Below are 6,891 nucleotides of genomic sequence, written 5' to 3'. Positions count from 1 at the left end.
GGCTCCCGGGCGCTTGGCGCCGCCCGCCACGCCGAGTCCCTTGACGGGAGCAGCGGGTGCGGCCGGCGCGGCGGCGGCCTGAACGGTTTCGGCCGCCGGAGCTTCTTCCTCGGCGACAACAGGTTCGGGCTCCGCGGTCTTGGTGGCAGCCCGCTCGGCTGCCGCGGCAGCGGCAGTTCCCTTGGCGGGCAAAGCCTTCCGGATTTCATCGGTGCGGCCCACGGATTCGAGCAACAGCTGTGCGACGTCGACGACCTCCACGGCCGCGGAATCGTCGCGGGCGGTCACGCCGTCGGTCAGCATCACGCGGCAGAACGGGCAGCCCGTCGCGATCTTGGAGGCGGGCGTGGCCAGGGCCTCGTCAACGCGATCGATGTTGATGCGCTTACCCAGCTGCTCTTCCATCCACATGCGGGCGCCACCGGCTCCACAGCACATGGAACGCTCTCCATGCCTTGGCATTTCAGTCAGCGCGGCGCCCGACGCGCCGATCAACTCACGTGGAGCGGTGTACACCTTGTTGTGGCGGCCCAGGTAGCACGGGTCGTGGTAGGTGACATCTTGTGAGACCGGTGCGACGGGCACCAGCTTCTTGTCGCGCACCAGCCGGTTCAGCAGCTGCGTGTGGTGCACCACCTGATAGTCGCCACCGACCTGCGGGTACTCATTGCCCAGGGCGTTGAAGCAGTGCGCACAGGTCACCACGATCTTGCGTTGCTTCTGCTCCACACCCTCGAACACCGAATTGAGCAGCTCGATGTTCTGCATGGCCAGCTGCTGGAACAGGAACTCGTTTCCGGCGCGGCGGGCGGAGTCGCCCGTGCATGTCTCGTCCGCGCCGAGCACCAGGAATTTGGTTCCGGCGAGTGCGAGCAGCTCGGCGACGGCCTTGGTGGTCTTCTTCGCGCGATCCTCGTAGGCACCCGCGCAACCCACCCAGAACAAGTACTCGAAGTCGGCGAAGCTGTCGACGTCCTGACCGAAGACCGGTACGTCGAAGTCGACCTCGTCAATCCAGTTGAGGCGGTCCTTGGAGTTCTGGCCCCACGGATTGCCCTTGTTCTCGAGGTTCTTGAACAGGCCCGCGAGCTCGCCGGGGAATTCCGATTCGATGAGCACCTGGTAGCGGCGCATGTCGATGATGTGATCCACGTGCTCGATATCGACGGGGCACTGCTCGACGCACGCACCGCAGGTGGTGCAGCTCCACAGCACCTCGTGATCGATCACGGCACCCTCGCCGCCGACCAGCTGGCGCTCGCCCTCGGCGATCTCCGTCTCGCTCAGCTTGGACTTGTCCTCACCGGCCAGCAGATACGGCGCCTTGGCGTAGGTGTGGTCGCGCAGCGAGGTGATCAGAAGCTTGGGGGACAGCGGCTTGCCGGTGTTCCAGGCGGGGCACTGGCTCTGGCAGCGACCGCACTCGGTACACGTCGTGATGTCCAGCAAGTCCTTCCAGCTGAAGTCCTCGACCTTGCCGGCTCCGAAGGCGTCGACGTCGGGGTCGGCGCTCTCCATTTCCAGAACTTTGCCGCCGGACATCATCGGCTTGGCCGCTCCCAGCGCGACGCTGCCGTCGGCATTGCGCTTGAAGTAGATGTTGAAGAAGGCCGCGAAGCGGTGCCATGCCACACCCCAGACCAGCTTGCGTCCGACCAGCAGCAGGAACAGGCCGCCGAAGAACATGACGGAGAGCGAGAAAGCCGACACCAACAGGGGGCTTTCCGGTAGCAGCTTCGCCAACTGCGAGCTGACAGGATCCGAATACGGGTTGGTGTGGTGATAGGTCGCGATCTTGGCGGACTTCACCAGCAGCATGCCGAGGCCCTCGCTGAGCACGACCATTTCGATGGTGTACGCGGCGACGAAGTTGGAGCCCCCGAAGCGGGATAACCGCTCGGGCTTGCGGGGGTGGTTGAGCTGCCGGATGACGATCATCGTGACGATGCCGATGATGGTGCCGACGCCGAGGAACTCGATCCAGATTTCCCAGGCGAAACTGGCGCCAAAGAATGGCCAGTGGAATTCGGGATTGAAGGTCTGTCCGTAGGACTCGAAATAGTGCAGGAAGCCGCCCAGGAAGCCGACCATCACCAGCCAGTGCGCCCAGCCGACGGTGCGGAACTTGTTCATCCGGGTGTGCGCGACCACCTCGACGATGACGGTCTTGACGCGCGGGACGATCGGACGCCAGCGGGTACCGTCCGGCTGTCCGGACAGGATGACGCGGAGCATTTTGACGACGCCGCCGAAGAATGAGCCCCAGGCAACCAGGCTGTAGGTGACGCCGATGATTCCGAGAATGATCGTCGCGGTACTCACGGTGGTGCTGACCTCCCGGTCCCGAGAAGTTACTCGTCAGTAACAAGTGTAATGTTACTCGCGGGTAACTTATGTCCGATGCCCGGCCATCGTCGCATTGACAGGGCCGAAAGTCCTAGTCAGGCTTACCTAACCCGCCCAATGGGTGAACTTTCTCGCACTTATGTCGCCAAAATCGCGCGCAGCATCGAGAACATGTCCGAGCGCGATTCGGCGCCGAGCCGCCGCCGGATGCGCGCGACGTGATGCTCGACGGTCTTCGCTGAAATGAACAGCTGCGCACCGATATCGCGATAGGGCAGGCCTCGTAGCAGCAGCTCGGCAACCTCGCGCTCGCGATCGGAGAGCCGTGTCGATGTCGGCGATTGAGGAGCCGAGGAGGGCGGGGCGGTCCCGTCGGGGCTGTCGGTCGCGGCCGACGGTGCCCGCAGATCGCGGGCCAGTGCGAGCATCGCGGCGGCCACCTTCGGATCGTTCGCGTGCAGCGCGGCCTGGCTGGCCAGGCGGGTGGCATCCCAGCCCAGACCGGCGTCGGCCAGCATCCGTGCGGCGCCGTCCACCTCTGCGCCGTCCACCTGATCGGCCAGTACCCGCAGCCAGGTACGCCCGGCGGTCGCCAGCGTGCGTGCATACGGGCTGGATCCCGCGGCCGCGGCAAGCGCCTGCCCGTGCGGGGCGAGACTCTCGGGCGAATTGGTCAGGATCGCCGCGTGCACGCCTGCCCACCGCAGTGGCGCGGACCAGGCGATGGGATCGCCGAGCTGCCCCAGAACCGCGAACGCACGGTCGACATGGTGCGCCATCGCGTCCAGGGCGCGCAGCCGAGCCGCCGCCACCCAGAGCTCGCCGACGGGCAGCAGCGTGTAGAGGTCGATCGAATACGCCGACAAGGCATCCATGGAGGCCCGCCAATGCTGGCGCAGCGGACCGGTGTCTCCGTGACGGCGGGCGATGCCCGTCCGTAGTGATTCGGCGAACAGGCGGTCGCGGCGGGAGAGTTCGGCTTCGGCCCCGGGCAGCCATTGGGTGGCTCCGCTGAGGTCGCCGGACAACATGGCGATCCAGGCGGCGAGCAGCCGGTGCCGCACCGCGAAGACATCATGCGGCAGGTCGGTGCGGATCGCTCCGCTGAGAATGCTGCGGGCCCGTGCCGTGTCGCCGCCGTGCAGCATGGTCAACGCCGCGAGAGCCACCATGCTGTCTGGGGTGAAGGAAGGCATCGATGGCTGCTGTGTGACGGCCTGTCCCAGCAGCGACAGCGCCTCCTGGCTCCGATCCTCAACAGAGGCGATGACCCCCAGTGCGGCGTTTCGTGTCGCGGTGGCCGATGTCGTCGGTGGTGCTCCTACGTTGTCTTCCAGTGCTTTCCGCGCGCGCACCAACTGGCCGGTGCCGACGAAAACCGGCACCGCGGACAGGGCCGTCTGGCCGTCCAGATCCGAACCCAGCCAGTCGTACAAGGCGGCGGCCTGACCGGAGTCCCCGTTATGGCATGCGATGGCCGCCGCGATACGTACGGCTGCCGCGCGATGTCGTGGGTCGGTGGCGGTGAGCACCTCGTCGGCCTGCGCGGCGGCCCCCGCCAAGTCACCCGCGCGAGCCAGGGACTCGGCCAGTGGCACTCGGAGCGGGCCTGGCTGGGCGCCTGCTGCCAGGGCGGCCCGGTACAGATCGGCTGCGCTGAAGGGATCGGATTCGGTTGCCGCCCAGTCTGCTAACAGTCCAGCGATCGCCGGATCACGCAGTCCATGCGCTACCAGGGCCAGGGCCAAGTCGGCGGACACCGAACCGATGTCCAGCTGAGTGCGCAGCAGTGATCGCTCAAGATCGAGGTGCCGTGCCGCTCCGAGTAGTCGTGCGCAGCACCCGTGCACTCTCGACGCGAACGCGATCTGACCGGGACCGGGAACCAATCCGCTCGCCAGTGCCTCGTCAACCAGGTCTTCGGCATCGGAAAGCGTAAGTGCCGCAGCGATATCGGAGGCTCCTATGCCGGTGTCCAGGGACATCAGCAGCACGGCGGCCTGAGCCGGTGGCGATAGTCGGCGCAGTTGTTCGTCGATGCGGATATCGATCGCGCGCAGTGCCGATTCGAGTGGATCTGCCTCGCTCAGATGATCGATGGCCGCCGCCGTCAGAGCCAGCACACCGCCGGTGGCAGCGGCGATCTCCTCCGCAAAAGCAGCTGAGCGAGGCGAAAGCCGGGTGATATCACCCGTGGTCACGGGGTCGAGCGTGATGGCGGGTGACTCGCGCTCCAAGGCCTGAAAGAGGGCACACAGGGCCGGATTGCGCCGGGGTGTCGCGGCCACGACCACGATCGCCGCCGGATCGGTCTCCACGACAGCGCGCAGGGTATCGAGTTGGCGCTCGGTCAGACAGTGGGCGTCGTCGATGACGAAGGGACCGGCCTTCCCGCCGGGCGCCGTCTCCGGGACGTGGTTGACCGGCGCTGAACCGGTGTTGCTCAAGACATCCCGAACCCGCGCCAGGACGGATGTCTTTCCGCTGCCTGCCGTGCCGGTGATGAGCACCTTCACGGAGCCGCCCGCGGACAACGCCTGCGTGATAGTCGTTATCGCCGAGGCGATTCCGTCGAACGCCCCGGAGAGCCCGTTGTCCCGAGGGGCGTTCAGTTGCGCGGACCGATCGGGATCGGGGGCAAGCCCGGGATCGTGATCGCCGGGCGTGGTGTCGACGTAGAGACGGGCTGCGTCGTCGTAGTCGTCGGCTGGGTAGTGGTCGTCGGTGGTGTCGTGGTGGTGGTCGTTGTGGTCGTTGTTGTCGTTGTTGTGGTGGTCGTGGTGGTGGTCGGTGGTGTCGTCGTCGTGGTCGTCGTTGTGGTGGTGGGCGGTGGCGGTGGAGGAGGCTCCGGCGATGGCGGTGGTGGTTGCACCGACTGCGTCACGGTGTGGGTCTGCGGCGGTGGGGGAGGCTCTGGTGACGGAGGTGGCTCGGGCGGGGCATCACCCGTGCTCGGCACCACGCTCACACTGGGTGTCGTCGGGGCCGGAGCCGGTGATTCATTGCTGGTCAAGGACACCATCATTCCGGTGAAGGCGATACCGGCCACAGCGGCCGCCGCGATGAACCACACCAGAGGGCGGCGATACCACGGCAGCGGTGGGTAGTCGTCGTAGTCATCGTCGGCGGCATACGGTTCATGACTGAACTGAAGCTCGGGGCGGGCGGTAGTGGGTTCGATGGGGCCGTGGTACTCATCGTCGAGGTCGACGGTGTATCCGGTGTCGTACCCGCTCTGGTAGCCCGTCTCTTGCAGCGGTGCGAGGTCGGGGGCTGAATCATCTTGAGACCAGGCCAATTCCGGTGTTTCGTTGGCGGCCGCGGCCACCGGAGCGGCGAAGGTTCCGGTGCCGGACGGCGCCGGGCGCATCATGGTGGCGTCGCCCGGCGGTTGCTCGACCGGCCGCATCGCGGTGGCGTCCTGCGGGGGCAGATCGGGCCGGGTGGCAAGCAGGGCCACACCGCGCGCGGCCGCGAGCTGCGGCTGCGGTCCGGTGATGACCGGTACCCGCATCCGCTCGGAAAGCTGTTGGGTGACAAGAGGAATGCTGGCACCGCCGCCCACCGATGCGACAGCGTTGATATTCGCCGGATGAATTCCGTTGCGTTCCACGGTGTCCTGGATGGCCTTGATCAGGTTGGACAACGGTCCACGCAGATGGTCTTCAAGCTCGGCGCGAGTGAGCCGGACATCCGTGGTAACCCCGGGAAGCTCGACCGGCACCGCGGTTGCGGTCTCGCCGGAGAGCCGCTCCTTGGCCAAACGGCACTGCTCGCGCAGCCTCGTCAGCGCGCCCACCGATGTGGTGCTCTCGGGATCCTGATTCAGATCCGTGAGCACCTGCGTCAGCAGCATCTGGTCGATCTGCTGACCGGAGAACTCGGCGAATCGGACGGTCTGCCCGATCTGCTGGAATTCGCGGGCCGCGTCAGCGAGGGTGATGCTGCTGCCCGAGCCGCCGAGATCGCACACCACCACGACGCCGCGGTCGGGTACCCCGGGTCCGGCCGCCAGCGATTCGAGGGCGGCGCGCGCATCGGGGATCAACTTCAGCTGCCGCCCGCCCGGAGCGAGGGCGGGAACGCGGTCGATCGCGTCCCGCAGCGTGCTGACCGTCTGTGGGCTCCAATGGGCGGGGACCGAGGCGGATAGCACGGGAGGCGCGGTGAATTCGGCAGCAGAGGCCGCGTCGGCGATCAATACGCGCATCGCCTCGGTGAGTGCCCATTCGGCCCGGTGAACCGATCCGTCCGCCGCCACGATGCCGACGGGGTCGCCGACCCTGCCGACGAATCCGGTGAGCGTCAATCCTGGATGGCTGGGAACTCCCACCTCGGGCGGACTGTCCTCATGCAGGGTGAGGATCGAACTGCGCACGACGGGTTGGCTCTGCGGGTCGTCGGCTGTCGCGACCAGTTGAGTGGCGCCGATCGACAGTCCCAGTGCGTTGGCCATACCTATCCGTTCGTATTGCGGCGCTGTGGTGTTTCACCCCGCAGCCCAACAGTAGGGGATGACGGTCGTCACACCCCCTAATGACGACA

The 6,891-nt window shown here is 66.6% G+C and carries 3 protein-coding genes; all 3 read right to left on the bottom strand.

Features of this window, described 5'->3' with window-relative positions:
- Positions 1–2,322 (bottom strand): (Fe-S)-binding protein (locus tag B4394_RS12280; RefSeq protein ID WP_078315179.1); only part of this gene is annotated, 2,322 nt, incomplete at its 3' end.
- A gap of 161 nt (positions 2,323–2,483) precedes the next feature.
- Complete coding sequence (iniR, locus tag B4394_RS12275; protein ID WP_217697769.1) at positions 2,484–4,880, bottom strand: isoniazid response ATPase/transcriptional regulator IniR; 2,397 nt, start codon at positions 4,878–4,880, stop codon at positions 2,484–2,486.
- Between the two features lie 74 nt (positions 4,881–4,954).
- Positions 4,955–6,802 (bottom strand): Hsp70 family protein, encoded by a 1,848-nt coding sequence (locus B4394_RS12270; protein WP_078315178.1) that lies wholly within the window; start codon positions 6,800–6,802, stop codon positions 4,955–4,957.
- Positions 6,803–6,891: the final 89 nt, after the last annotated feature.

Origin of the sequence: Mycobacterium sp. D16Q16, assembly GCF_002013745.1 — a bacterium.
Classification (GTDB): Bacteria; Actinomycetota; Actinomycetes; order Mycobacteriales; family Mycobacteriaceae; genus Mycobacterium.
The sequence above is the reverse complement of the archived record's forward strand: the minus strand, read 5'-3'. Positions and strand labels throughout refer to the sequence as shown.

Coding starts and splice junctions, on each gene's coding strand:
- B4394_RS12270 (WP_078315178.1), bottom strand. CDS start 6,802: ATGGCCAACGCACTGGGACTGTCGATCGGCGCCACTCAACTGGTCGCG.